Here is a 25,415-nt window from a genome sequence, read left to right as displayed (position 1 = left end):
CAAATGCGACCAGCGTGCTCGAATGTTAGTATTTACGTCAAATACCAGCTCGTTATGGAGCTATACCCGTGAATGACAATACGCACGCCCGAACCCAAGCGTACATGGTGTTCCGGCACCAGCACCCAGCCTGGAAGCTGCTGTCTGCCAGCAGAGGCCCGCTGGTTCTGAGCTGCCTGCAGTCCCTGCTTGAGCAAAATCATACTGATGTCCTTTTTGAAGACGCCCAGCAGGCACTCACCGACATTCTGGCTCAGCACGCGAATAATGAGGAATTTGGTCTGAAAACCGATGACCCCGCCGGGGAAGCACGTCGGGAATTACGCACCTGGATTCGACGCGGTTTAATTATTGAGCGGGAAGGTAAACTGATCGCTACTGACGCACTGCAAAAGGCGCTTGCTTTTGTTGAGGGTCTGGATGAACGCATCATGACATCAACTGCATCCCGTCTGGCGACCGTTCAGCGGGAAATCGAGAGTCTCGAGGTCCGGCTCAACCCCGATGCACAGAGTCGTGCCGACCACATCCGGCAAAAAATAAAAAATCTTGAGCTCGAACTTGCCGAGGTCGAGGCCGGACAATTCAAAGTGCTGGAAGGCGCTGCAGCAGCCGAAGGCATACGCGAAGTGTTTAACCTGGCCACTAGCTTGCGCGCGGATTTCCGCCGAGTTGAGGACTCTTATCGTGACGCAGACCGGCGCCTGCGCAAATCCATTGTTAGCGAACAGCACCACCGCGGCGAAATTGTGGATCGGCTTCTGGACGGCCACGACACTCTTTTGGAAACTGCCGAGGGCAAAGTGTTTCACGGTTTTCATGACCAACTCAGCCGCTCCACAAAACTCGACAACATGAAACTGCGGTTGCGCAAAATCCTCAAGCATCCCTCGGCACATAACGCCCTTAGCCGGCGACAACATGATGATTTACGCTGGCTGGTAATTCGCCTGGTGCAGGAGTCCGCAACCGTTATCAAGGCCCGAGCCCGCAGCGAACGTGACGTAAAAGGCTTTCTGAAAACGGGGTTGGCAGCGGAAAATCACAGAGTTGGGGAATTGCTGAACGGAATTCTCAACGCAGCGCTTGAGATCGACTGGTCCAGCCACTCCATCCGAAAAAGTGAAACACCCCTACCCCCTATCGCCGTAGCAATTCCCAGTTTGCCGCTGGTCGAGAAGCTGAGATTCAAAGCCGCGAATGAAGATGAGACGAAGGGCCTGGAGTTGGCAGAACAGAGTGTAAACCTGAACGACATAGACGATGATTTTTGGCGTGCCTTCGATGGTCTCGACCGGGAAGCGCTGTTTTGGGAAACCGTAGAATTGCTCAAAGTTACTGGTAAGCCCATGAGCATAGCCGATCTGGCCAGCCACATGCCCCCAACCCATGACCTGGAAACGCTCGCGCTTTGGTTAAGCATGGCACGGGAGGCAGAAGTGGCGATTTCCGATGAAAAAGAAACCGTCGATATAACGGACAGCAGTGGCAAAACGCTGCGATTTTACACCCCGAAGCTGGCTCTGACACAAGCCGCCGTGCAGTCCATTGATTGGGAACTATAACGCGATGCCTGATATTTTTGACCGCCTGACCGCCAAGGCAGAAGATCCAGGCCCTGATGGGCACGGCCAAGATGCGATGTCCAAATCAGTCAACAATTCCGACCCGCTGAGCCTCCCTGAATCGACAGCTCGATATACCTCTACGAATCTAAAATCAGCCGCGCAGGAACTGCTCAAATACGGTCTGATCGAGGCGGATCGGAAGCCCAATCTCTACGAGGTAGCCATTAACCAGACGGCAGCCATCAATAACATTCTTGAACCGCTGGATTTGAATCTAAAAATTGATGACATACGCGGCCTGGCTTTTCTGGTGGTGTCGGATCAGCTTTTCTCTGAAGAAAACGACGAATGGTCTCATCCTCTGATGCGCCGACAGCGCCTGACGATGGAACAATCACTGCTCATTGCGATTCTGCGGCAGCATTTCATCGCCCATGAGCAAGAATCAGGCATCGGTGCCAGCGATGCGGTAATCGAGCTGGATGAGTTGTTGCCCCAGATGCAATTATACCTTGGCGACACAGGCAGTGACGCGCGCGAGCAGAAACGTTTGCGAAACCTGCTGGATAATCTGAAAAATCATGGCATCGTCTCGGACATCGACACCAGCGAGCGAGTGATTATCAGGCCCATCATTACCCACCTGGCGAATCCTGAAAACTTGCAGAATCTGTTACATCACTTTCGCAAGCTAGCGGGCCAGGGCGCTGGCGCCGGAGGGAAAACCCCATGACACTGGCGCAAAATGACATGTTTGCCGTTGAGGTCAGGCCCTCGTCCACGTTCATTCTTACCCACCTCGAACTTTATAACTGGGGCCCGTTTGGCGGTCGTCACTGCGCGGACCTGGACCCAAGGGGCACTGCTATTATTGGCCCCACTGGAAGCGGGAAAACCACCTTGGTGGATGCGCTAATGACGCTGCTAACCCACCAGCCGCGCTACAACCTGGCGTCCACCGGAGGGCATGAGAGTGACCGCGACCTAATCTCCTATATTCGCGGCGTTTCCGGTGCCGGTAACAACTCCGGGGACAACAGCCACATTGCCCGCCCCGGTAAAACCGTGACGGGCGTTTCTGCCCGCTTCCACAATGGTGAAAAAGCTGTCCGTATCGGCGCCCTGTTCTGGGTTGAGGGCAGCAGCTCCGCCGCCAGCGATTTAAAACGGCTTTGGCTCTTTTCAGAGCGCGATGACCATGGGCTGGACGATTGGCTGAAGATTCACCATGAAGGTGGCGGCCCCGCACTTAAGCAGCATGTCAGAGACATCAGCGGCATCCAGATCAACGAGAGCAAGAAGGCCTATCTGGCTCAGGTTCGGCGTTTCTTCGAGGTTGGCGAAAATGCCTTCACTCTGCTGAACCGCGCCGCCGGGCTCAAGCAACTCAACAGTATTGACGAAATCTTCCGGGAACTGGTGCTGGATGACCGTGCCGCATTCGATCGCGCCGGCGAAGTAGCCGGCGAGTTTGATAATCTGGCGGCTATTCACGCCGAACTGGAAACAGCTCGGCGCCAGTACCAATCGCTGACTCCGGTTGCTGAGACGCACAAGAGCCATCAGGCGGCACATGAAGAGCTCAGCACACAGCAAACTCTGCTTGAGGTGCTGCCAGCCTGGTTTGCCCAGGCGGGCTACCAACTCTGGACGAACAAGGCGAGCGAGCTGAAGGGCCAGGTTGATAAGGGCTACTCTGGCGTCCAGGCGCTTGCGACAAGCGCCTGGACGCTCAAAAGCAAAGCAGAAACGCTCAAAGATATATACTTACAAGCCGGTGGTGCCAGCATTGAGCAGTTGAAAGAGCAAATAGACCTGCAGAAACGCTGGGCAGACGAACGCAAACGCTACGCCAATGACTATCTCAAGTTGGCAAAAAGCCTTGGTCTACGGCAGCAGCTGACATCCGAAGCACTGGCAGCCAACCAGCAGGCATGCGCAGAACAGCAAAAAATACTGGCCTCCTTGCAAGACGAACAGGGCGAAACCGTTCTGCAGCTGGGGATAGAGCACCGTAAATCCACGGATAGCATCACCGAACTCGAAAACGAAATGCAACGCATCAAGGCCCGCCCCGGCTCCAACATCGAAGGTCGATTTCAGGAGTTTCGCAGTGAATTAGCAGCGGCGCTGAATCTTCCAGACGAAAGCCTGCCTTTTGTCGCTGAGCTGGTGGAAGTAAAGCTTGAGCAAAAGGCCTGGCGCGGAGCCATAGAGCGTGCTCTCGGGGGCCATCGGCTGCGGCTTTTAGTGCCACCTGCCGCCATGAAAACAGCGCTGGACTGGATCAACCATCGTGACAATCGCCTTCACGTACGCTTGCTGGACGCACGAACACCACAAGCACCGGCACAATTTATGGACGATGGCTTTACCCACAAGCTGAACTTCAAACCCCACCCCAATCGCGAAGCGCTTAAGCACTTACTGGCGGGCATTGATCGTCACTGCGTAGCCGCCCCCGAAGACTTGCGCGAAACGCCACACGGCATAACCGTACAAGGTTTGATGTCCGGCAAACGCGGCTTTTTTGAAAAGCGCGACAATCAGCGGCTAGACAAAGATTGGATGACCGGTTTCGATAATCGGGATCGACTGGCTGCGCTGGCTCAGGAGCTTAGCCAGAACAAGCACAATGAGCTCCAGACTCAACATGATTTGACCGCTGCGCAGAAGACCCTGCGCGATACCAAGGTGAACATTGATCTGAACGCCAGGCTCACCGACACCCGCTTTAACGACATTGATCTGCCGAGCGCAGAAGCCGAGCTGAAAGAACTCTGCGCGCGTCTTGAAATGCTGACAGCGCCCGATTCCGATGTTGAAAGGGCCCGGCGAGAATACGAACAGGTTAATAACAGACTCGAGAACATACAGCAGGAGCTTGCCGCAGAGCGCGTTCATTGCGGCGTTCTGGAGGAAAAGCGAAAGACGGCGATCGCCCGCTGCGCGGAGATGCTGGAGCGAATCGGCAAGGGGCTGACAAATGAAGAACAGACGTTGGCCAACAAACACTTCACCACGCCCGGATCAGATCAAAATGAAAAACTGGATCCGCTGGAACGCGCTGAACGCGACCGGCTGGATAAACACATCAAAGCCCTGAACAAAAAGGTACAAGGATACGAATTGAACCTTACCCAGTTCATGGAAAAAGCTAAGACAATCGACACCGGCGCGCTCGCGGAAACCGGCAGTGAGATTCGCGATATACCCGAATATCTGGAAAGGCTGAGGGTTCTTGAGGAAGAAGCCTTGCCCGAAAAGCTGGAGCGTTTCCTGAACTACCTGAACCAGTCATCTGATCAAGGCGTTACTCAACTACTTGCCCACATCCAGAACGAAGTCGCGGTTATTGAAGAGCGCATCGCAGATCTTAATGAAACTTTGAGGCGGGTAGACTTTCAGCCCGGCCGATATCTGAAACTTGAGCCCAGGCGCGTCACCCACGAAACCCTGCGCACCCTGGAAAAAGCCCAACGCCAGTTAAGGGCTAATGCCTTGAAGGACGACCTGGGCGAAAGCCATTTTCTGGCCTTGGAAAACATGGTTGCATTACTCCGCGACGCCAGCGACAACAAACGCACCGTCGGCGCGCGCGCCCTGCTAGACCCGCGTTACCGTCTGCAATTTGCCGTTTCGGTGCTGGACCGGGAAACCGCAAAGGTTATCGAAACTCGAACCGGCTCCCAAGGCGGCAGCGGTGGTGAAAAAGAAATCATCGCCAGCTACATCCTGACGGCATCGTTAAGTTATGCCCTGTGCCCAGACGGCACTACCCAACCTTTGTTTGGCACTATTGTTCTGGATGAAGCATTTTCAAAAAGTTCGCACGCCGTAGCTGGTCGAATTATCTCAGCGCTCAACGAGTTTGGCTTACACCCACTGTTTGTGACACCCAACAAAGAAATGCGGCTGCTTCGAGCCCACACCCGCTCGGCGGTATTGGTTCACCGCAAAGACATGCAAGCAACGCTGACCTCCCTGAGCTGGGAAGAACTCGAGACCGCCGCTGAAAAAATGACTCGGAAACTCGATGAAATCCCCGGCTGACCTGGCCATAAAACTCGCCAGGCAATGGCAAAACGCCGACCTTCGGGAACAGCGCCTCCTCAGCGCTAATAGCTGGCCGCTTCGGCTTTCGATTGGCAAACCGAGCGGTCGGGCAATCACAGAAGATCTCAACAAAGTACGCCAGCACCTCCAGCGTTGGCGCAGCGTGAGCGCAGGGAAAGTTGAGTGGCAGCCCCAGCGCTTTCGCAACGCAAGTGAAGACATTGACGTCCCCCTAACCTGGATTCTGCATTCACCCAGTGATTGGGTTGAGGCAACAAATAACTCCGAAGTTCGGTTTGAGTATCAATGTCTTAGAAGACTGGCATCGGAAATATCAACAATAGAGGAACGCTTTCTTCCTACTATCATTCGCAAGCGCCGCCTGGTGCTCGACAAACCAGAAAACGAGGTAATTCAGGCAGCCAGACTGACTTCCCGTTTGACTCCGGGTTGCGCTGAAGGCAAACCTCTCAGGGCATTGTCGGTGGCTGGAATCGACAGCAAGTTTTTTGAACGCAACCGCCAACTCATTATCCAGATGCTGGATATCCTGTTCGATGGCCAAGTGAACGAGCAGGGGCTGGAAGCCTTCCTGAACGCGGAAGATGAGGGTCACCATTGGCTGCTGATTGTCGATCTTGATGGCCAACTGCTGCCTTTTTCACAACTCCGAATCAGAGCACAGGAACTCATACAAAAAGCATTGCCGGGCACAGCCATTTTAATCATTGAAAACGAACGCTGCCTTCATCAACTCCCAAAGCTTGAAAACACAATAGCCATACTGGGCGCAGGGCTTAATTTAACGTGGATGCGCGTAGCGTGGCTGAAGAAAAAAAAGATTGCGTACTGGGGAGACATCGACACATGGGGTTTAACCATGCTGGCTCGCGCCAGACTGCACCAACCCGAGCTGCAAGCCTTGTTAATGGACCAGGCCACATTTGAGTTTTTTTCGGATGGGAGAGCAGTTCCAGAACCACAACGAGCAGAAACAATACCCGCGACGGGGCTGACATTCGATGAAGTAAGACTTTATGATCAGCTATCGAATTCTATAAAAGGACGGCTAGAACAGGAATTTCTCCCACAATCTACTGTGAGTCGCACCGTTGCAGATTGGGCCCGAAGCGCTGTATGACGCCGGAACAGGTTTATTTTTCTGCAAAGTGATCTTCCTCGGATTAGAATAAATTTGGCAATCTATCTAAACCACTCACCTATAACGTTCACACACTCAGGAGCCTGCTATGTCCATCTGGGTTGATGCCGACGCCTGCCCGGTGCCCATTCGCGACATTATCTGTCGCGCGGCAGCGCGCTGGAAGGTACAAACCACGTTCATTGCCAACCACGTTGTTCCATTGCCACCGGGTCCGTTTGTTCACACCCGCCAAGTAATGCAGGGGTTTGACGTGGCAGACAATGAAATTATGGATCAACTTAAAGCCGGGGATTTGGTGATCACACAAGATATCCCCCTGGCCGCAGAAGCCATTGAAAAGGGGGCAGACGTATTCAACCCCAGAGGCCAGGCATTCACCAAAGAGAATATTCGCCAACGCCTGGCAATACGCAATTTTATGGAAGAGATGCGCAACGCCGGCCAGGTTACCGGCGGCCCGGCGCCCTTCGGCCCGAGCGACCGCAAAGAATTTGCGGACAAACTGGACCGCTGGCTGCAACGCAATCGATAGTTGTTTATCGAAAACTTTACCGTATGATGCCCACACAATAGTGTGGGCGGGCTTATTCCGCCCTGATCCACTCAACCCGTAACTCGAACGCACCCGCGCGCTTGTCGCCCAGTAGCAAGCCAATGGCTTCTACCTGTTCAACATCCAGAGGTGGGCCGGAAAGCGCGCGGCCACGAAAACGCGGGCTCAACTGGGCAATCGGTATAACCGGCTCCGTCCACTCGCCTGCGAGTGTCGGAAACTCGGCGGTATAGGCAATGGGTGAATGGCCATAACGGGCGTCGATATAAAGTCTGAGCTGGTAACTGCGACCATCGCCTTTCACCCGCAGTCGCAGCGAATGAAAGGCACTCACGTCAAACTGGTGGCCACTGCTTTTCACCGACGAAAAACCACCGTTGTTCTCCAGCGATATCTGTCCGGAAAAAACCAGCTGGCCATCCACAATTTCTGGTCCCCCGCGGGATTCGCCACCCATGACGCCGTCGTTAACCGCGTACCACTCAGGCGCGGGCGAGGTCGCAGAAAAATCCACCAAGGTGTAACCACTGTCTGCTTTTGTATTCATTGCCTCGCGCCTCCTAACAAAATCATTAAAACGCAAAAACTGCACCTATGTCAGCCACCATCGTCAGCATCAAATAAACCACGTCATCCTACCAGAGGAAATTAAGAACCAGCGGAATAGACAACACGGCCAACAGGGTTTGCCCGCTGATGATACCGGCCATCAGCGGTGCATCACCGCCCAGCTGGCGCGCAAGAATATAAGCCGAGGTGGCTGTGGGCAAGGCTGCCAGCAGAATCATGACCTGCACCAGCAAGAGTTCAAAGCCCAGAACGTAGCCGATGCCCGCGGCAATCACAGGCATCACCAGTAACTTAAGAATTGACGACATCACAAACGGCATCGAAGCGCCGCGCAACACGTTCAGTTGCAGGCCAGCACCCACCGTCATCAGGCCCATAGGCAAGGCCAGGCTGCTCAGTGGCCCAAGGGTGCCTGCCAACAGCGGGTGAAAGCCCAACTCAAAGTAACTCCAGGTAATACCCAACAGCGATCCGACAATCAATGGGTTGGTAATGATCATCCGCAGCACGGGCAGAAGCTGTATCCGCTGGCCAGCAGTCGTCAGCGAAAACATAACGATGCACAGCAGATTCAGCATGGGCACCATAATAGCCATCACGATGGCGGTCAGCGCCAGGCCCTCATCGCCCAGCAGCATACCCCCCGCCGCCAGTGCGACGTAGGAATTGAAGCGGGTGGCGCCCTGAAACACCGACGAGAATACTGGGCCACTCCAGCGCCAGAAGCGTTGGATAATAACCAGTATCAGAGTCATGGATGCCAGTGTTACACCAACCAAAACTGCAACATCCGCGTAAACCGACGGTGCTACGTGCGCCTGCCCCAGCTTGTACACCAGCATGGCGGGAAACAGAACGTAATAGGTAAAGCGTTCTGCCTGGGGCCAGAATTCAGGCCCGGGGAAATTCCAGCGGCGAAAAAGGTGCCCTAGGGTAATCAGCAGAACAACCGGCACCAATGCATTGAAGAAAACGTTCATTGCCCAGCCCTGTGAAGGAAAAAACTAATGCAAAGCTTGCTATAGTTTTACGGGCAGAACAACCGGTGCTTCGGCTATCGTGAATAAGGTTGTTATCCAGGCGCGCATCACAGCAAAGGATAGCCGCAGTTGACGTTCAGCCGGGCATCCTGCTGTTTACTGGTAACGCTGTACAATACGCTCCAGTTCACCCGCGGCGCGGGCTTCGTCCAGCGCTTGCTGCAGGTCTGCCACAATGGCCGGGTCGGTTTCATTGCTGAACGCCAGGTACATGGGCGTTTCACGGAACGTAAGAACCGGCTTCAGGCCGCTAACACCAAATTCTTTCTTGGCCACCAGCGGGCCAACCAAACCGTCCGTTACCCAAAGATCAGCCTGGCCCAGCACCAGGCGGCGGGTATTAACCTCACCCGAGGCTGCCATAATCACGTTAAAGCCCTGAGCGGTTAAATAATCCGACATGACATCGCCTTTGTAACCGGCAATCTGCAGGTCTTTGGCGTCGTTCAGCGAATTCAGGGTTATGTCAGAATCCGGAGCCGCGAACAAAGTCCACTGAATGGACGCCAGCGGGCCCACCCACTGGAACTGATTGGCACGCTCGTCGGTTTTTGCGGTACAAAACAAAGCGTGATTTTTTCGGCCCTGAACCCAGTTGTACGCGTAATTCCAGGCCCGCATTTTCATCATGTAATCATAATCAACCCGAGCCAGTGCGGCTTTGACCATGTCAGTGCAAATACCGGTGATGTCGTCTTCATTATGGGCAACCGCTTTGCCAGAAAAGGTGTCGTTATAGGGCGGGTATTTTTCAGTAAAAATGTACAGTTTCTCCGCACCTACAGCGGTCGCCGCCGCGCTGAATAACAGCAGCGACAATAAGCCGTAGCTAATTCCTTTCACAGCACGAGCGGTCAGAGAATTCATGGCGGTCGGCATTCAACATGTCCTTATCACTGGCTGGTTTTGGCGCACAAGTTGCACCTTAAGTACGTTGGAATTGGACACCGTAACCACTGCTGATTGCAACCCATGGCCCGCACCCGCCATTCCATCAACAAGCGGGTGACCGCAATGGCCGTGAACATCGACGTCAACAAACCAATGCCAATGGTGACGGCAAAACCGCGGACCGGGCCGCTACCGAACATAAACAGCAGGCTGATGGCAATCAGCGTGGTCACGTTGGAATCCAGAATAGTGCTGTAAGCGCAGCTAACAGGCCTAACAGTATAACCAAGCCATAAACCAGAGCTCGGGCTTTCAAAGATTTCATGGCACATCCTCACAGGCGACCCCTGCCGGCAGCTTTAACAGCAGCGGGCAGACGTAATAACGGGAATTTCGGGCAGTGCGAAAAACAGTCGTTATGGTATTAAGCTAGAGGAGGAGCCCGCAGAAGGGGCCAGAAGCTGGGGTGATGGCGAACAACATACGCGGCAACAGGATGAAAAACCACCACTTGGCTGCCAGCCGCCAGCAGCAACGCTAACAACCCGTAACCGAAGCGGGCGGCTGGCAGCAAAGCTTGGGAATGGCGTGGGTGCATGGGAGTGTCTCACAAGTTCAATCGCTAATATGGGGCCAGCGCTGTGAATCGTCAACTCAGTGTTTTCACTATTGTAATAGTGCTTCAGCTAAAGGCGACTGTATCCAGCAGGGAACTCCCCGCTCCGTTGCGAGTCACAACGCGCCAACTGCTGTCATTTTTAAGGAGTAAGGATGCTTTCCGTGAATCTGGGGCCACTTAGCTTGCCCATGGGCCATCTGCTGCTGATATTCGCCTTCGTAGTGGCGCTGATAACCGGTGCTATAGCCGGGCGTAAAGAAGGTGTCCCCATCGCCGGCACTCTAGCGGATATTTTTCTGGTGGCCCTGCTGACCGCGCGCATTGGCTTTGTTGCGCTTTATTTTGAATACTATCGCGATGACCTGCTGGGCATTATTGATATTCGCGATGGCGGTTTCAGTGTACTGGCCGGTATTGCCGGAGCCTTGGTTTTTATCGCCTGGCGTATGCGCCGGCACGCGCGAATACGCCGCCCACTGGCCATTGCCATGACAGCGGGCCTGATCAGCTGGGGCGCCATTGCCGGGCTCATCGCCCTGATGGAACAACAAACCGCCAGCTTGCCCCAGGCCAGCCTCGCCACGCTTGACGGCAAGCCCGTACAATTGTCTGAACTGGCGCCGGGCACGCCCATGGTGGTGAATCTGTGGGCCACCTGGTGTCCGCCCTGCATTCGCGAAATGCCCGTGTTGGAGCAGGCGCAGAAAGACAATCCCGGTGTTGCCTTTGTGTTTGTAAATCAGGGTGAGCAACCGGAAACGATTCGCCGTTTCATGCAAGAGCAGGGCTTAACCCTGAATAACCTGATGACCGATTTCGGTGGCAGTCTGGGCCGCAATACAGGCAGCCACGGCCTACCCACTACCCTGTTCTATAACGCAGAAGGCCGCCAGGTAAATGCCCACATGGGCGAGTTGTCCAATGCCACGCTGGCCCGCAGGCTCGAGCCGTTTAAGGCTCCTTGAGCCGTAACCAACCTATCTGACACTTAAGGAGAAACCGCCATGGCTTCACCCGTTACCTCTACAAGCGCCACCTATACAGCTCGCGCACTTGCACTGCGGACATCGGGCCGCTGGCAACCATTGTTAGTGTCGGCTTTGGCCGCAGCCACTCTGGGCGTTAGTAGCACCGCTTTCGCCCAGGACAGCTACCCACCTGCGGTGCAGCTGTTGATTGACCGCGGCGTAACCATTGCCGACAGTTTCGACGCACCCGGTGGCCTGACCGGCTACGCCGGCGATATGCAGGGTCGGCCAGTCGCGTTTTACCTGACTCCTGACGGCGACCATATTATTGTGGGCCCGATGCTGAACGCCAACGGCAACAACCTCACAGAGCCAAAAATCCAGGAACTGGTACAAGGGCCGCTGAATCAAAAGGCCTGGGCACAAATGGAAGACAGCGCCTGGGTACTTGATGGCAGCGCCGATGCGCCGGTCATCGTGTATACCTTTACCGACCCCAACTGCCCTTACTGCCACCGCTTCCGTCAGGCTGCAGAACCCTGGATTGATTCCGGCAAGGTGCAGCTGCGCCACGTGATGGTGGGCATACTGCGCGAGGATAGCCTGCCCAAAGCCGCTACTATTCTGGGCGCAGACGACCCCCAGGCCGCGCTGCGCGACAACCAGCAAAGTTACAACAACGGTGGCATAGAGGTGAACCGCCAGCTGGTCAGTGCCAACAACAAACGCATCACCGCCAATAACCGTTTGATGGGCGAACTGGGGCTGAGCGCCACCCCCAGCACCTATTACAAAGACGAAAATGGCGACATCCAGATGCAGCAAGGCTTACCCCGCCCTGAAGACATGCCGGCGGTGATGGGAAGCGCCCAGCCCTGATGGTTTTGCAGTGGTGTTTTATCGTCAGTGAGCCGTACTTTGATACGGCTTGTTGTTTGCCCCTGATCCGCAAGCAGTCTAGGTTTGATAGATAGGTTCAAAGTGTTTCATTTCAACGAGCTGATTGACCCGTCTGCCACTGACCTGCTGGCCGAGCTGGAGAAATGGGCCAAAGGCCTGAAAGCCATGCGGTAACACGGCACTCACCCGTTTTAAAAATGCAAAAGGCAGAGCCGAAGCTCTGCCTTTTGTACCAGCACCGCGTTAAATCTATCAGATCAGATCGTTCACCACGCTGATACGCACCGGCAAACCCTGGCGCACCGAGGCGCCACTGACGTTTTCCAGCCAGGTGGCGGTGCCGCTTTTACGGGTGGGGTCGGCAAAGCCCAGATCGTTCAGGTTCACGCCAGCGCCCAGGTATTCATTGCCCGGGCGCTTCTCGCCATCAATCACATGAGTACCCGCGCCCAGTTCGCGATGGCCATAGCCGTGCTCAATGCCCAAAGCACCCTGGTGTACGTGCTCACCCACCAGAGCCAAGGCAATCACCTTGCCACCGGGACTTTCGATGGCGATGGCGTCACCGTGTTTCACACCGTATTTTTCGGCATCTTTATAGTGCAGCAGTACCGGGTTATAAGGTTTGATCATGCGCAGCCGTTCCAGACCAATGGAATAAGAGTTCATCAGGTTGGACTTGAACGAGAACGCCAACAGCGGCCAGTCTTCCTGGGTAAAGTGATCCCGCAGCGCCGAGCCGTCCCAGAACCTGGGCGGATGAAACATAGGCGTACCCACCAGGCGTTTACCGCTGTAACTGTCGATGGTGGTGCCTACCTCTTCGTTGTACACGCACAATGGGCGATTCCAGGTATTGCCCAGTTTCTGCCCATTGTAGGCCTTTTCCATTTTCTCGAAGCGACCGCCGCGGGAGTACAGGTGCGCCACCGGGCCCACTTCGTCTGCCGTCAGAGTGCCTTGCAAGCGCTCCATTAACGGCTCAATGCCGGATGCGTGGATGTCCTCTGCGGAGGCATCTGCCAGTGGTTTACCTGCCAGCGCAATGTTCGCCGCCGCCCTTAAATAGTAGTCTTCAGCACGGTTTAACGGGTAACTCTTGCCGTCGGCGCCAGTGATGGCGTTGTCGCCAAAGCCCGGCAAATCAAGCCGTTTGGCCAACTCGATAAAAAAGCTGTCCATGCTGACCGGCTCACCGGCGGCGGTTTTTGCCTGGCGTGGCTCAACCACCGGCCAGCAGGCGGTGGTCATTTTGGTCACGGTGCCACTCCAGGCGCCGGTGAAGCCCCAGACTTCGTACATTACCGAATCCGGCACAATGTAATCCGCGTAACGGTTGGTTTCGTTGATAAAACCGTCCACAGCCACGTACAAGCCAATGTTTTTCGGATCTTTCAGCTTGCTTTCAATCATCTCGGTCAGGCCCGCCTGGCCGTACAACGGGTTTGCCATTACCCCGATCATCGCTTTGATGTGATACGGGTAGCCGTCAATACCGGATAACAGGTGCTCGGTCAGAATCGGCGGTGCCAGCTTGCGCCAGGGGGCTTTGGCCGGATACGGCGATTCACCGTTGGCCACATGGCGCTTGTATTCAGACGTCTTTTCATAAGGGAAGCGTGAGCGTGACAAAAACACGCCCTTGGGGCCGATCTTGCCGGGGAAGCCGTCCAGATCGTAGCGCGGGCCACTGCCCATGCCGTTGTACTTGCCACCACCCACGGCCACGCCGCCTTTGTGGTTGTAACTGCCGGCCAGCAGGTTGAGCATATTCACGCCCCAGGAGGCGTAAAAGCCGGAACCGGACATCATGCCGCCGTGAACGTCCGCTGCGGCCTGGCGGCCAAAACGGGCAAAGCGCTTAGCCAGGGCCTTTATGGTACCTGCCTCTATGCCACAGTAGTCGGCGTATTCTTCAATACTGTACGCTTGGGCCTGTTGGCGCAGTTTAAACAGCGAGCTACGCACGGTGGTGGTGCCATCCGCGGTATCTACCTGGCGCTCCACAAACAACTGCCCGCGGCTGGCGGCTTCGGCGCTTTCAAGATCGCCGGCGTTATTGACCACCACAGGGTGATCGCTTTCAGATCCTGCTTCGGCCTGGCCAAGGTCAGACAAACGCAGAAAGTGGCCGGCCCGTGGGTGGCTGTCGTCATCAATCACCAGGTGGGTGGCATTGCTGTGCCCTGCTTCGCCGGCGGCGTTGGCCGCGGTGTTGCCCGGCAGTGCCAGGTAATCCGCCGCGTAGCCGTTATTTTCCAGCATCCAGCGAATCAGGCCCATGGCCAGCGCGGTGTCGGTGCCCGGCAGAATGGAAATCCAACGGTTGCGATCGCTGGCGGCGTGGGATGCGGCCGCGTTCAGGGCCGGGTCTACCACCACGTATTCCAAAGAGCCAGTACTACGGGCTTGCGCCAGCAAGCGGCCCTGACGCTTGAACGGGTTACCGGCCTGGCTGGGTGCGGTACCAATAAACAGGGCAAATTTTGTATTGGCGAGGTCTGGTTTCACGTGGGCGTATTTAGCCAGATCGTTCATCAGCGCGCCAGAACCCATGCGGAACGCCAGGCCACAATAAGCGCCATGATGGCCGTAGTTGCGGGTACCAAAGGCGTTAAAGGCGAAACGCTTAAGCAGCGCGGAACGGCCGTAGTCGGTGGCCTCCATCATCAGCAGCTGGTTGGCTTTGGGACCGTATTCGGGGTTGTTGGCGTCCAGCGGGGTTTCAACGTCGCGAATGGCGCGCAGGCCATCTACCGCGCCTTCCGCAAACAGGTCACCGCCTTCCACAATCTCGTCCAGCAGCTGCTCGAATGAAACGGTCTGCCACTGACCACTACCGCGAGGACCCACCCGCTTCAGGCACTGCAACACCCGATTGTCGCTGGTGAGCTGGGCCATGGCTGCGTTGCCGCGAGCACAGGCGGTAGAGCGGTTCAGCTGGCCCTGATCCTGAAAACTGCTTAGTCCTCTCAAAGCGTCCAGCACCGGAATATCTTCGTCCAGATGCTCGTCTGCAGACAGCGGATGGTAAGGATTACCAGACACCCGCAGAACTTTTTCCTCATTGTTATCAATACGCACCCGCACGCCGCACTTGGTGGTGCAGCCGTAGCACACGGTAAACGCGATGCGCTGGTCCTGATTGAGTGTAATCTCCCCGGTTTGCGGGTCTACGCTGTATTCTGGCGCCAGGCTGTTGCCATGCAGGCGATCAGCGGTTTTTTTACCGGCGGTGCCGTTAATCAGGCCTTTACCCATTTTTTCCAGCGGGCCGTAGTAACCGGCCCCAAACGCTGCAATACCGCCTGCGGCGGCAGCACCTTTGATCAGATTACGACGATTCTTGTCCATTTCTAAACTCCTCAGGGCGCCGGCTGCGACCGTTATTGCGGCGGCAGCCGGCGCCGAAAATCAGTGTGCACGCACCTGCATGCCTTTTTTCCACGGCACCAGAATGTCGATAATCAACAGAACCGCCAGCCACAGGCCAAAGGTGCCGATAATGCCCATAAATCCGTAAGAACCGGCTTCTAGGGCGTATTGGTAGTAACCAGCCGTGTTTTTGGCTACGGTTTGCACTTCCATCAGCACCATCCAGCGGAAGGTCCAGCCTACGTGCAGCGCCAGTAATCCCACCAGCCAGGCGCCACCTAGCCAAACCTGCTTTTTCAGCACCACCGCTGCCGACAGCGCCAGCGCAATACCGGCCAACAAGCCCCACACCGCGGCGGCGGTCCACTGGGGCGAGTTTTTAATGGATGCAAAGGCTTGCTGAACCGACGGGCTATAACCGGTAATGCCCTCGGCCAGCCACAGGGCCGCGACCACCGCCGCCAGTATCATGCCAACAAAGATCACCGTCAGGCCCTGGCGGTTCACGTCTTCGTCGTTGCCGGTCATCAACCGGTTCAGCAGCAATACCAAACCCGCCGCGGCAATCAGCCCGGTGATCACAAACATCACTGGTAGCCACTCGGTGTGCCACAGCGGACGGGATTGAAGAACCGCCACTTCGGCGCCGGTGTAGAGCATGATGCCAAACGAAAACACCAGCGCGCCTAGACCAGCCAGCACCAGCAACCAACGCGGAGCGTGCCACTGGCCCAGGGCAATCCAACCGGACAGCCTGGCCATCCAGCCTTCACCTTGCGCCTGTTCCTGCATGGCGGGGCGCCAGGCCAGCCATGCGTAAGCCACCACTAGCATCAGGTACAACGGCAACAATAAACTGCCAATAGACATCCAGGACCAGGGCGTGATGTTGGTGTAGAAGTGCCAGAACCTTAGCGGCTGGTGCAAGTCTGCCAACAGGGCTACCGGGCCCACCAGAGTGCAGCTAACGCTGACCAGCAGGGCAATTTTAGCCAACGGTAAAAACCGCTGTTTGCCCAGCAGCAAACCAGGCACGGTCAGCATCAACGCCGAGTAGGAAATGGCGATCATAAAAAAATACTGCACCGCCCAGGGATACCAGGCCATGGCGTAGCGCGGTGTTAAAACCTCAATGACCATGGAATTCATAGCCCATCTCCTCACCTTGTGGGTCGCGGACATCCCAGAGTGCCGGCTTGGCGTCGGGGCGTGATATGAAACGGTCATCCATACCCAGATAGAACACATGGGGAGAGGTGCCCTGCTCGGGTTTCAATACCATCAGTTCTTTTGAGTGTTCATCAATCATCTGGCTGATCTGGCTGTTTGGGTCACGAATGTCGCCAATAATGCGGGCACCGCCCACGCAGGATTCCACACAAGCCGGCAACAAACCTACGTCCAAGCGGTGGGCGCAAAAGGTGCACTTGTCGGCGGTTTGGGTGTGTTCGTTGATAAAGCGGGCGTCGTACGGGCAGGCTTGCACGCAGTAGCCGCAACCCACGCAAACATCGTTATCCACCACCACAATGCCGTCTTCACGCTGGAAGGTGGCTTGCACCGGACACACCGGCACACAGGGGGGTGAGTCACAGTGGTTGCATAGCCGCGGCAACATGAATGTGGCTATGTCGCCGCTGTCTTCGTGCTCCACTTCGTACTGGGACACAATAGTGCGGAAGCTGCCCAATGGCACCTCGTTTTCAATGTGGCACGACACAGTGCAGGCCTGGCAGCCAATACAGGCGCGCAGGTCAATCAGCATGGCGTAGCGTTTGGCAGGATCGCCTTCGCGCCTTGGGGGTTGGTAGCGTTTGGCAGGATCGCCTTCGCGCCTTGGGGGTTGGTCGTTAATGCCCGCAGAAGCAATGCTGCTCAGCGGCACTAGAGCGGCACCCACGGTGAGCTTGGTCATTTGCCCCAGCAGGGCTCGGCGCATGGTGTCCATGGATTCTCCAGCGGTTCGTCAAGGCTGTCAGAGGTATTTGGTGAACAGGCTAACATTCACTGCCGGGCTTGATTTGACCTCCATCAAGTTTTGGGAGAGTTGATGCGACAGATAGGCACATCTGGCATAGTACTGTTGTATTTTTCAGCCTAAGAGGCCCCATGACTGCTATTCAAAACAAAGCGTTCAATGCATCCGTCAACCCGGTGCTTGACCTGCTTAGCCGCCACCGTTCTATCCGCAAGTTTACTGACCGGAAAATTCCGGCCGAGCTGCTGTCTAATCTGCTGCACGCCGGCCAATGCGCCGCTACCTCCAGCCACGTGCAGGCTTACACGCTGATTCACGTCGTCGATACCGCCAAGCGCGAGCGTTTGGTAGAGCTGACCGGTGGCCAGGGCTACGTCGCTTCCGCCTCGGACTTTTTCGTGTTCTGCGCCGATATGAAGCGCCCGACCGAAGCTGCCGCAAGAGCTGGCGCCGAGATAATTACCGGCACCACCGAGCAGTTGCTGGTGGCTAGCATAGACGCAGCAATGATGGCGCAGAACCTTGTGGTGGCAGCGGAATCTGAAGGGCTGGGCATTTGCTACATCGGTGGTATCCGTAATGACCCGGCTGCTGTTAGCGACCTGCTGGACCTGCCCGATCAGGTGTATCCGGTATTCGGCCTGTGTCTGGGTTATCCGGACCAGGATCCCCAGGTGAAGCCACGCCTGCCACTTAGTGTCATCGTGAAAACGGACAGTTACAACAGCGAACAGGACAACGCGCTGATTGATGGCTTTGATGCCACTATGGAAACCTATTACCGCGAGCGCCTCGGCGGTAATAAATCCAGCAACTGGTCGCAGCAGCTTAAGCCCCTGTTCACCAGCAAGCTGCGCCTGCATCTGAAGGAGTTTCTGGAAAAGCGCGGTTTGGGTCGGCAATAGGCGGTATTTGGGAATGGTAAATCGGGGACAGATTTGAAATCTGTCCCCTGGTTCCCGTATCAGGGCGTGACCTTCTCCCACACTGTCAGCTCTGACAGGCTGTGCTGATATTTATTGCGGGTTTCACGAATCACGAATGGCAGGCTGCGCGGCTCGCTCATCAAACGGAAGTGCGGTGCCAGCAGGTCTTTTAGGCCGTCCAGAGTGCTGTAATTTTCACCGTCTTTCTTGTAACCACCAACCCATTTGTCCCGCGGAGTGTATTCCTCCAACCAGGTATAGGGCGAAGCAATCACCAGCACACCGTTGTCGTTCAGACGCTCGTGAATGCGAGTAAGAAACTTCGCTGGATCGTACAGGCGGTCAATCAGGTTGCCAGCCACAATCAGGTCGTAGTTGTTGAACAACGGCTTCAGGTTACAAGCGTCACCCTGATGGAACGCCACACGCCCGGCGGACTCGGTCAGGCCCCATTCCTCTAAAGTGCGCTCGTGGTAGCTCACTAGGTCACCCTCTTCCGGGAGGGCGTAGCGAATCACTTTCTGTTCTGCCATCTCCACCCCTTTCTGGATGAAATTGGCTGAAAAGTCGATGCCATCCACATGCTCGAAGCGGGTAGCCAACTCAAAACTGGTGCGACCACAAGCGCAGCCAATATCCAGGGCGCGGCCGTAGCTTACACCACTTTGGTCAGCCGCTGAGCGCTCGTCGAGGGCTGCAATGCCCGCCATCGCCAGTTCTTTGGGAAAGTTGGCTTCGCCGTGCCAGTTTTCGCCGAAATTGAATTCCGAGTACTGGGCAAGGGTTACATCGTTTTCGTAATACGCGCTGGGGTGCTTCAATTCGGCCTCCGAAGCCACATAGCGGAATCCCGCATGCTGGAAGAAATGACGGCGGAACGCATAGCGGGCACTGAGCCGCGCCTCGTTACCGCAAGATATCCACGACCCGCCTTTAATCAGGTTGTGGCGATTATCAAATGTGGGTGTGGTGAAATCATCGTACAACGGATGCACCTCAAACCCTGCAAACGGGTACATCGGCGTTTCAGTCCACTGCCACACGTTACCAACAACATCGAACCACTGGCCGTGGCGGAAGCGGGTAACCGGGCACGAAGACGCGCCATGATCCAGATGCAGGTTCGCCGCAGCAGGCTCAGCGCCCACTTCGGCTACTTGAGCCACTTCGGCCAGGCGGTGCCATTCGTCTTCGGTGGGCAGTCGCACAGGGCGGCCGCTATCCACCGCTTTCCATTCGCAGAAGGCTTTGGCTTCGTGGTAATTCACTTCCGCGGGCCAATCCCACCGCATTTCCACTTCTTCGGTCATCAACCGCAGAAACCATTGATTGTGCCACACCCAGAAAGTGGGGTGACTGGCCTTGGCAAATGCACGCCAGCCCAGGCCCTCTTCGCCCCAGTAGGCATCTTCGCTGTAGCCGCCGGCTTCAACAAATTCCAGAAACTCTTGATTGCTCACCAGGTATTTTGATGCATCAAACGCGTCTACGCTGGCTTCATGGCGGCCATATTCGTTGTCCCAACCGTAATATTCACCGTCAACTGGAAGGCCCAGAGCCACATCGCCCGCCGCCACCGGCAGCAGTTCGTTCTGCGGTGCTTGCCCGCTCTGGGTATGGGGCGCCCACTCTGGCTGCGGCTGCACATACTCCAGCTTTTGCTGGCGAATCAGCACCGATGAGGTTTCCAGATGAATGCGCTCGTGATCGATACCCATCAAAATCGGCCAGAACGGGCTCTTCCAGCCCACCGGCACCTGTAAGGGCAAGGTGCGAATAAGATCCACCACCATGGCCCGAACTTTCTGGCGATAGGCCATAACCGCCGACACTTTAGGCCAGGCGTAATGGTCTTCGTTCAGGTCGTCCCAGCTCATTTCATCCACGCCTACCGCAAAGGTCGACTCCATCGCCGGATCAATGCGCTCGGGCAGAATTTTTGCCAGCACCAACTTATTGACAAAGAAAGTTGCTGTATGGCCCAAATAAAACATCAGCGGATGGCGCAGAGGTATCGACTTCTTAAAATAAGCGTCGTCAACGGCCAATGTTGTAAACAGGGATTCGTAGGTGTCAAAAGTGTCGCAAAAACAACGCTCGATTTCCTCGCGCTTTTGCTGCACGTCACCTTCGGCCAGATTGACCGTGCGGCTAAACGGCTCAGCCGGCTTGGTGGCAGGGTCCGGCGCGGCAACCAATTCAGCGGTTTTTTCAGTCACAATTCTCTCCTGATTCCTTTCTATTTCTGATTATTTCAGCGGGTTAGCCTTAAGCTCTGAAGTACCCTCAGGAAAATGACCCGCGGGCAAATACTGATTGGGGGAAATGTACGCTGATGCCCGGGAAACAGCTTCATTCGACGCGGACATTTTCTGCGTCAGAGTACAGATTCCACCGCCTGCGTTACCTGTTTGTCGCCGGGGCGCACGCTACTTGAGAAAGACTCCACTACCTGGCCACGATCGTTCAACAGGTATTTTGTGAAATTCCACCGCGGCGGCTGGCTCTGTTGATTAATATGGGCGAACACAGGCGTTGCGCCGGCACCGGTGACCGGCCCGGGGGCTATCATGGTGAAGGTAACGCCGAAATTTTTGAAACAGATGGTGGCTGCTTCCTCTTCGGTGTCCGCCTCCTGACGGAAGTCGTTGCTGGCAAAACCAACCACCACCAGGCCTTCTTTACCGTAGCGCTGATGCAGCTGTTCAAGGCCTTTGAACTGGTTAGTGAAACCGCAAAAACTGGCGGTATTCACCACCAACATTGGTTTGCCAGCAGCCAGCTCGCACAGATTAACGCTTTCGCTAGAATGAAGTTTCGGCAGATCGTGATCCAAAACCGCCGGGCAACCCGCTGTTTCATCTGCCACAACCGGCGCAGCTCCCCACAGCAAAACCAGTACAACGCTGACTGGCCATCTGAACATAATGTGTCTCCTGTTATGCTTGATAATAGTAGACGAACTTACGCCATGGTAGCCGCAACGGTTTGCTTCGCCGCCGTTCTTTGCCGCCGGGGAATCCATAAACGTTCAGGAGAAAAACAATGACATTACCAATTTTTCATGTATTTCTGTCCCACGGACTGGAAAGTGGCCCCGGCAGTACCAAGATTAAAGCTATGAAAGCAGTCGCGGAACAATACCCGGGCGTGGTGGCCGAAGCGGTAGACCATCGCAGCAGTAAAGACCCGACAACCCGCCTGAAGCAGATGCAGACAGCCATAAAGCGGTCTGGAGCTGACCCTCAGCGCACCGTTTTGGCAGGGTCCAGCATGGGCGGCTGGGTGTGCGCTCAAACGAGCGCCATGAACCCGGTACTGGGCTGTTTTCTATTAGCCCCTGCGCTGGCACTCGTGGGCTATCCACAATCCAGGCCGCAGATTTGTGCCACTTTCAGCCAAATTATTCATGGTTGGGAAGACGACGTTGTACCGGTAATGCCTGTGTTGGAGTTGGCGCAACAGCAAGGCATCAGCGCCCTTGTGCTGAACGATGGCCACCGGCTCGAAAACAGCGTACAGCGAATAACCCAAGAGTTTGAACGTTTTTTAAAAGCATGCCTGAAAGGCCATAATACGCCTTAATACCAAGAAGTTATTGACCAGGAAAAAGATAGCAAGCGAAGCTTAAGTTTTTATCTGTAAACTTGCGCTTCACTCGTTATTTTGCCAGTCTAAAGGCACAAGAAAAACCAATTCAGAAAAAGAAGCGGAGATTACGCGATGAGCAGCATAAGTAAATTCAAGAAACTGGCGGGCCTTTCCGCGCTGACGTTTGCGGCCCTGACCGCAGCCAACTCGGTGAACGCTGCCAACTGGCGTTATGCCCACGAAGAATACGAAGGCGATGTTCAGGACGTTTTCGCTTACAAATTTAAAGAGTACATCGAAGACAACTCCGACAATACGGTGCAGGTTTATCGCTTCGGTGAACTGGGAGAGTCTGATGACATTATGGAGCAGACCCAGGCCGGCATTCTGAATTTTGTAAACCAGTCGCCCGGTTTTACCGGGGCCCTGATTCCAGAAGCGCAAATTTTCTTTATCCCGTATCTGTTGCCTACCGACATGGGAACGGTGGTTACCTTTTTCCGTGAAAGTAAGGCTATCAACGAAGACTTCCCTAAGCTTTACGCAGAAAACGGCTTGAAGTTGCTGCAGATGTATCCGGAAGGCGAAATGGTCGTCACGCTCGACGAACCCTTTACGACACCGGCAGAGCTGCAAAACAAGAAAATTCGTGTAATGACCAATCCGCTTCTGTCGGAAACCTATTCCGCTTTTGGTGCCACGCCTACGCCCCTGCCCTGGGGTGAAGTGTACGGCGCGCTGCAGACCAACATGATTCAGGGCCAGGAAAACCCGATTTTCTGGATTCAATCCGGCGGTCTTTACGAAGTGTCACCTAACCTGGTCTTTACCGGTCACGGCTGGTTCACTACCGCAATGATGGCCAACCAGAACTTCTACAACGGCCTGTCAGATGCAAACAAAGAACTGGTGAACAAAGCATCTGACTTCGCCTTTGAAGAAATTCTTGTTCATATCGACGGCCTGGCCGATGAAGCTCTGGCAAAAATCCAGGCAAGCAGCGACGAAGTTACTGTTACACGCCTGAACGAAGAGCAGATTGCCGAGTTCCGCAAGCGCGCCCCACAGGTTGAGGCGAAGTTTGTTGAAATGGCCGGCGACAGCGGTCAACAACTGCTGAACCAGTTCAAGCAGGATCTGGAAGACATCAAAAAATAACGGATTGTTATTCTTTTTGCAGCCCCGGGCCCCGCGGGTACTTGCCTGCGGGGCTCAAAGACTAACCCCGCCCAGCCGGGGCATCTCCCCTACCGGCCGGGACTTTGCCACTCCGGAGCATAGCCCATGACCGAGAACTCCCCGGATTTAGACGACACTGGCCATTATGACTCGGGACTACCCGGTTTCTTGGGAACCATCGATGAGTGGATTGCCAAAACCGAGGCCGTAATGCTTGCCGCTGGCATCATTCTGATGGCACTGAACACCTGCGTGAACGTGATTGCCCGCTTTGTACTCGGCGAAGGCATGTTTTTCTCGGGCGAGATCAACCGCATCCTCATCATTCTGGTTACTTTTGCCGGCATTGGCTACGCCGCCCGCCACGGACGCCACATTCGCATGTCTGCAATTTACGACGCCTTTCCCGCTAAGGGCCGAAAAGCGCTAATGATTATTATCGCGCTGTTTACCGCCGCGATGATGTTCTTTCTGTGCTACCACTCCTACGGTTACATCGTTACTTTGTACGATCGCGGTCGGATTCTACCCGCATTGGGCATAGACATCTGGATGATCTATGTTTGGGCACCCATCGGTTTTGCTGTTACCGGCATCCAGTATGTGTTGACCGCCGTCAAAAACTTAACCAGTAAAGGCGTGTACTTATCCACCGGTGTGGTGGACGGTTATGCAGAGACCGAAGCCGAAGTTTAAAGCAGCCCGAATCAGACCAGATCCTGAGCAGACCACAAAAGGCAAGAATCATGGCAACAATACTGATGGTCATTATGATCGGGCTCCTGCTAATGGGCTTTCCGATGATGATCCCGCTGACAACCGCTGCTGTTGTTGGCTTTGTAATGATGTTCGACGGCTTCGGCCAGATGGGCACTTTTATTCAGCAGATGATGGGTGGCATTCGCCCCGCGTCGCTGATTGCGGTGCCGATGTTCATTCTGGCCGCAGACATTATGACCCGCGGCCAGTCGGCTGATCGCCTTATTAATATGGTGATGGCGTTTATTGGCCACATCAAAGGCGGGCTGGCTATTAGCGCAGCCACCTCCTGCACCCTGTTTGGGGCGGTTTCGGGCTCTACCCAGGCCACCGTGGTGGCTGTGGGTTCACCGCTGCGGCCGAAAATGTTGAAGGCGGGTTATTCCGATTCTTTTACCCTGGCGCTGATTATTAACGCCAGTGATATTGCGTTTTTGATTCCCCCCAGCATTGGCATGATTATTTACGGGGTTGTCTCGCAAACATCTATAGCTGAACTGTTTATCGCCGGCATGGGCCCGGGCCTAATGATTCTGTTCATGTTTTCACTCTATTGCCTGTTCTACGCCTATAAGAACAACGTGCCCACCGAACCTAAGGCTACCTGGGGCGAACGCGGGCGCGCCGTGCGCGATGCTCTGTGGCCACTGTTTTTCCCGGTTATTATTGTTGGTGGTATCTACGGCGGTATCTTCAGCCCCACCGAAGCAGCCGCGGTATGCGTGTTGTATGCCTTCTTGCTGGAATTCCTGATTTTCCGTTCGCTCAAGCTCCCGGACATTTATCGCATCGCTAAATCCACCGGCCTGATCACCGCCGTGGTGTTTATTCTGGTGGCCGTGGGTAATGGTTTTTCATGGATTTTGTCGTTTGCACAGATCCCTCAGGCCATTCTGGAATCGGTGGGAATCAATGAGGCCGGCCCGGTTGGTGTGCTGGTTACCATCTGTGTCGCGTTCTTTATTGCCTGCATGTTTGTGGACCCGATTGTGGTGATTCTGGTGCTGACGCCGATATTTGCGCCGGCCATTCAGGCCACAGGGCTAGACCCTGTGTTAGTGGGTGTACTAATCACCTTGCAGGTGGCCATTGGCTCCGCCACCCCGCCATTTGGCTGCGATATATTTACCGCCATCGCCATTTTCAAACGGCCCTATATGGATGTAATTCGTGGCACACCGCCGTTCATTGCGATGTTAATCGTTGCGGCTGGATTGATTATCGCGTTCCCGCAGATTGCACTGTTCTTGCGCGACCTGGCCTTTCCGGCCTGATCA

General features: G+C 55.2%; 21 protein-coding genes. 12 read left to right on the top strand and 9 right to left on the bottom strand.

The window, feature by feature from the left end:
* The first annotated feature begins 68 nt into the window (after positions 1-68).
* The 5 genes from A3OI_RS0116560 to A3OI_RS0116540 all read left to right on the top strand — a co-directional run bounded on the left by A3OI_RS0116560 (position 69) and on the right by A3OI_RS0116540 (position 7,321).
* Positions 69-1,565 (top strand): DUF3375 domain-containing protein, encoded by a 1,497-nt coding sequence (locus A3OI_RS0116560; RefSeq protein ID WP_018405360.1) that lies wholly within the window; start codon positions 69-71, stop codon positions 1,563-1,565.
* Between the two features lie 4 nt (positions 1,566-1,569).
* A complete protein-coding gene (locus A3OI_RS0116555; protein ID WP_018405359.1) occupies positions 1,570-2,301 on the top strand; it encodes a DUF4194 domain-containing protein in 732 nt (243 codons plus the stop codon).
* On the top strand, positions 2,298-5,621 hold the full coding sequence (locus A3OI_RS0116550) for an ATP-binding protein (protein WP_018405358.1): 3,324 nt from the start codon (positions 2,298-2,300) through the stop codon (positions 5,619-5,621). The genes A3OI_RS0116555 and A3OI_RS0116550 overlap by 4 nt, the downstream gene beginning before the upstream one ends.
* Positions 5,605-6,765: a Wadjet anti-phage system protein JetD domain-containing protein gene (locus tag A3OI_RS0116545; RefSeq protein WP_018405357.1), complete on the top strand. Its 1,161-nt coding sequence runs from the start codon at positions 5,605-5,607 to the stop codon at positions 6,763-6,765. Before A3OI_RS0116550 ends, A3OI_RS0116545 begins: the two co-directional genes overlap by 17 nt.
* Positions 6,766-6,874: 109 nt before the next feature.
* Entirely contained in the window at positions 6,875-7,321 is a 447-nt protein-coding gene (locus A3OI_RS0116540; RefSeq protein WP_018405356.1) for a YaiI/YqxD family protein, read from the top strand.
* A gap of 52 nt (positions 7,322-7,373) precedes the next feature.
* Here the strand turns inward: A3OI_RS0116540 and A3OI_RS0116535 are convergent, their stop codons facing one another.
* From A3OI_RS0116535 to A3OI_RS22880, 4 genes are all read right to left on the bottom strand, one after another.
* Positions 7,374-7,889: a CIA30 family protein gene (locus A3OI_RS0116535; RefSeq protein ID WP_018405355.1), complete on the bottom strand. Its 516-nt coding sequence runs from the start codon at positions 7,887-7,889 to the stop codon at positions 7,374-7,376.
* A gap of 88 nt (positions 7,890-7,977) precedes the next feature.
* Positions 7,978-8,892 (bottom strand): AEC family transporter, encoded by a 915-nt coding sequence (locus tag A3OI_RS0116530; protein ID WP_018405354.1) that lies wholly within the window; start codon positions 8,890-8,892, stop codon positions 7,978-7,980.
* A gap of 156 nt (positions 8,893-9,048) precedes the next feature.
* Entirely contained in the window at positions 9,049-9,831 is a 783-nt protein-coding gene (locus A3OI_RS0116525; RefSeq protein ID WP_018405353.1) for a substrate-binding periplasmic protein, read from the bottom strand.
* 14 nt (positions 9,832-9,845) lie between these two features.
* The gene (locus A3OI_RS22880; protein WP_177313728.1) at positions 9,846-10,076 is read right to left on the bottom strand and encodes a hypothetical protein; all 231 of its coding nucleotides are present in this window, start codon (positions 10,074-10,076) and stop codon (positions 9,846-9,848) included.
* A gap of 538 nt (positions 10,077-10,614) precedes the next feature.
* Here A3OI_RS22880 and A3OI_RS0116515 point away from each other — a divergent pair.
* Together A3OI_RS0116515 and dsbG are read left to right on the top strand one after the other, a co-directional pair.
* Positions 10,615-11,427 carry a TlpA disulfide reductase family protein gene (locus A3OI_RS0116515; protein WP_018405351.1) on the top strand — a complete coding sequence of 271 codons (813 nt, stop codon included), beginning with the start codon at positions 10,615-10,617 and terminating at the stop codon, positions 11,425-11,427.
* Between the two features lie 39 nt (positions 11,428-11,466).
* A complete protein-coding gene (dsbG, locus tag A3OI_RS0116510; protein WP_018405350.1) occupies positions 11,467-12,309 on the top strand; it encodes a thiol:disulfide interchange protein DsbG in 843 nt (280 codons plus the stop codon).
* A gap of 273 nt (positions 12,310-12,582) precedes the next feature.
* Here the strand turns inward: dsbG and A3OI_RS0116500 are convergent, their stop codons facing one another.
* Genes A3OI_RS0116500 through dsrO form a run of 3 tightly spaced genes read right to left on the bottom strand, consistent with a single transcriptional unit; the run spans position 12,583 to position 17,653 of the window.
* Complete coding sequence (locus tag A3OI_RS0116500; RefSeq protein WP_018405348.1) at positions 12,583-15,684, bottom strand: molybdopterin-dependent oxidoreductase; 3,102 nt, start codon at positions 15,682-15,684, stop codon at positions 12,583-12,585.
* 60 nt (positions 15,685-15,744) lie between these two features.
* Positions 15,745-16,854, bottom strand: a complete 1,110-nt coding sequence (gene nrfD, locus A3OI_RS0116495) for an NrfD/PsrC family molybdoenzyme membrane anchor subunit (RefSeq protein WP_018405347.1) — start codon at positions 16,852-16,854, stop codon at positions 15,745-15,747.
* On the bottom strand, positions 16,835-17,653 hold the full coding sequence (gene dsrO / locus A3OI_RS0116490) for a sulfate reduction electron transfer complex DsrMKJOP subunit DsrO (RefSeq protein WP_018405346.1): 819 nt from the start codon (positions 17,651-17,653) through the stop codon (positions 16,835-16,837). The genes nrfD and dsrO overlap by 20 nt, the downstream gene beginning before the upstream one ends.
* 161 nt (positions 17,654-17,814) lie before the next feature.
* Here dsrO and nfsA point away from each other — a divergent pair, with 161 nt between their 5' ends.
* On the top strand, positions 17,815-18,588 hold the full coding sequence (nfsA, locus tag A3OI_RS0116485; RefSeq protein ID WP_018405345.1) for an oxygen-insensitive NADPH nitroreductase: 774 nt from the start codon (positions 17,815-17,817) through the stop codon (positions 18,586-18,588).
* Positions 18,589-18,647: 59 nt separating this feature from the next.
* On the opposite strand, the gene ovoA is transcribed toward nfsA, so the two are convergent.
* A complete protein-coding gene (gene ovoA / locus A3OI_RS0116480) occupies positions 18,648-20,828 on the bottom strand; it encodes a 5-histidylcysteine sulfoxide synthase (RefSeq protein ID WP_018405344.1) in 2,181 nt (726 codons plus the stop codon).
* A gap of 158 nt (positions 20,829-20,986) precedes the next feature.
* A complete protein-coding gene (locus tag A3OI_RS0116475; RefSeq protein WP_018405343.1) occupies positions 20,987-21,535 on the bottom strand; it encodes a glutathione peroxidase in 549 nt (182 codons plus the stop codon).
* A 119-nt stretch (positions 21,536-21,654) separates the two neighbouring features.
* Here A3OI_RS0116475 and A3OI_RS0116470 point away from each other — a divergent pair, with 119 nt between their 5' ends.
* From A3OI_RS0116470 to A3OI_RS0116455, 4 genes are all read left to right on the top strand, one after another.
* Positions 21,655-22,194 (top strand): YqiA/YcfP family alpha/beta fold hydrolase, encoded by a 540-nt coding sequence (locus A3OI_RS0116470; RefSeq protein WP_018405342.1) that lies wholly within the window; start codon positions 21,655-21,657, stop codon positions 22,192-22,194.
* A 138-nt stretch (positions 22,195-22,332) separates the two neighbouring features.
* Entirely contained in the window at positions 22,333-23,358 is a 1,026-nt protein-coding gene (locus A3OI_RS0116465; RefSeq protein ID WP_018405341.1) for a TRAP transporter substrate-binding protein, read from the top strand.
* Between the two features lie 126 nt (positions 23,359-23,484).
* Positions 23,485-24,075 (top strand): TRAP transporter small permease, encoded by a 591-nt coding sequence (locus A3OI_RS0116460; protein WP_018405340.1) that lies wholly within the window; start codon positions 23,485-23,487, stop codon positions 24,073-24,075.
* 50 nt (positions 24,076-24,125) lie between these two features.
* A complete protein-coding gene (locus A3OI_RS0116455) occupies positions 24,126-25,412 on the top strand; it encodes a TRAP transporter large permease (RefSeq protein ID WP_018405339.1) in 1,287 nt (428 codons plus the stop codon).
* Positions 25,413-25,415: the final 3 nt, after the last annotated feature.

The organism is Marinobacter gelidimuriae (assembly GCF_000372805.1).
GTDB classification, from domain to species: Bacteria; Pseudomonadota; Gammaproteobacteria; order Pseudomonadales; family Oleiphilaceae; genus Marinobacter; species Marinobacter gelidimuriae.
This window is presented reverse-complemented; position numbering and strand designations above follow the sequence as displayed.

Coding starts and splice junctions, on each gene's coding strand:
- A3OI_RS0116555 (WP_018405359.1), top strand. CDS start 1,570: ATGCCTGATATTTTTGACCGCCTGACCGCCAAGGCAGAAGATCCAGGC.
- A3OI_RS0116550 (WP_018405358.1), top strand. CDS start 2,298: ATGACACTGGCGCAAAATGACATGTTTGCCGTTGAGGTCAGGCCCTCG.
- A3OI_RS0116545 (WP_018405357.1), top strand. CDS start 5,605: ATGAAATCCCCGGCTGACCTGGCCATAAAACTCGCCAGGCAATGGCAA.
- A3OI_RS0116540 (WP_018405356.1), top strand. CDS start 6,875: ATGTCCATCTGGGTTGATGCCGACGCCTGCCCGGTGCCCATTCGCGAC.
- A3OI_RS0116535 (WP_018405355.1), bottom strand. CDS start 7,889: ATGAATACAAAAGCAGACAGTGGTTACACCTTGGTGGATTTTTCTGCG.
- A3OI_RS0116530 (WP_018405354.1), bottom strand. CDS start 8,892: ATGAACGTTTTCTTCAATGCATTGGTGCCGGTTGTTCTGCTGATTACC.
- A3OI_RS0116525 (WP_018405353.1), bottom strand. CDS start 9,831: ATGCCGACCGCCATGAATTCTCTGACCGCTCGTGCTGTGAAAGGAATT.
- A3OI_RS0116515 (WP_018405351.1), top strand. CDS start 10,615: ATGCTTTCCGTGAATCTGGGGCCACTTAGCTTGCCCATGGGCCATCTG.
- dsbG (WP_018405350.1), top strand. CDS start 11,467: ATGGCTTCACCCGTTACCTCTACAAGCGCCACCTATACAGCTCGCGCA.
- A3OI_RS0116500 (WP_018405348.1), bottom strand. CDS start 15,684: ATGGACAAGAATCGTCGTAATCTGATCAAAGGTGCTGCCGCCGCAGGC.
- nrfD (WP_018405347.1), bottom strand. CDS start 16,854: ATGAATTCCATGGTCATTGAGGTTTTAACACCGCGCTACGCCATGGCC.
- dsrO (WP_018405346.1), bottom strand. CDS start 17,653: ATGGACACCATGCGCCGAGCCCTGCTGGGGCAAATGACCAAGCTCACC.
- nfsA (WP_018405345.1), top strand. CDS start 17,815: ATGACTGCTATTCAAAACAAAGCGTTCAATGCATCCGTCAACCCGGTG.
- A3OI_RS0116475 (WP_018405343.1), bottom strand. CDS start 21,535: ATGTTCAGATGGCCAGTCAGCGTTGTACTGGTTTTGCTGTGGGGAGCT.
- A3OI_RS0116470 (WP_018405342.1), top strand. CDS start 21,655: ATGACATTACCAATTTTTCATGTATTTCTGTCCCACGGACTGGAAAGT.
- A3OI_RS0116465 (WP_018405341.1), top strand. CDS start 22,333: ATGAGCAGCATAAGTAAATTCAAGAAACTGGCGGGCCTTTCCGCGCTG.
- A3OI_RS0116460 (WP_018405340.1), top strand. CDS start 23,485: ATGACCGAGAACTCCCCGGATTTAGACGACACTGGCCATTATGACTCG.
- A3OI_RS0116455 (WP_018405339.1), top strand. CDS start 24,126: ATGGCAACAATACTGATGGTCATTATGATCGGGCTCCTGCTAATGGGC.